Raw genomic sequence first — 526 nt, 5'->3', positions numbered from 1 at the left:
TAAAGGCAAACACGCTGGGGAGTGGAGAGACCAAGCAGAGGAGCGCAAGGTTAGACAATATGTATTAAAGCATATGGGCAACTTTGACATCACTAAAAGAGGCCACACAGAGCAAGAAAAAAGGCAAATGGTGGAATTTTTAAATGCTACAAGATATGACTTTGCTATTGCAGTGGTGGTGCGCATTCTCCTAGAAAGTAGGGGCGCTTATGAAAAAATTGAGCAAAAAAGACATGTAGATAATCTTGTGCTTAAGCTAAGAGGGTGGCAAAAGCTAGATAGTGCTGATCCAATTAATGGCCTTAAGAAAAAACCCCGTGATATGTCAAAACTGCGCAAAATCAACCCCGATCTAGTCCGTGAGGCTATCCTAGCAATAGGCAGTAGCGCCCCACGCAAGGGCTATAAAGCCTACTATGACTACTACATGGAGCTTGAAAGAGAAAAACGGCCTGACTTCCAACATAGCTTTAATAATTTCATGTTGTGGTGTGATAAGTTAATTAAGAAGGATAGGCAGTTACAA

Annotated in this window: 1 protein-coding gene; it reads left to right on the top strand. The window is 41.8% G+C overall.

Translation table 11 applies throughout. The features are described from left to right. The coding region (locus G6Q00_RS08380; RefSeq protein WP_163532765.1) for a hypothetical protein at window positions 1-526 on the top strand (526 nt) is incomplete at both ends.

Source organism: Helicobacter suis, assembly GCF_902196125.1.
Taxonomy (GTDB): Bacteria; Campylobacterota; Campylobacteria; order Campylobacterales; family Helicobacteraceae; genus Helicobacter; species Helicobacter suis_B.
This window is presented reverse-complemented; position numbering and strand designations above follow the sequence as displayed.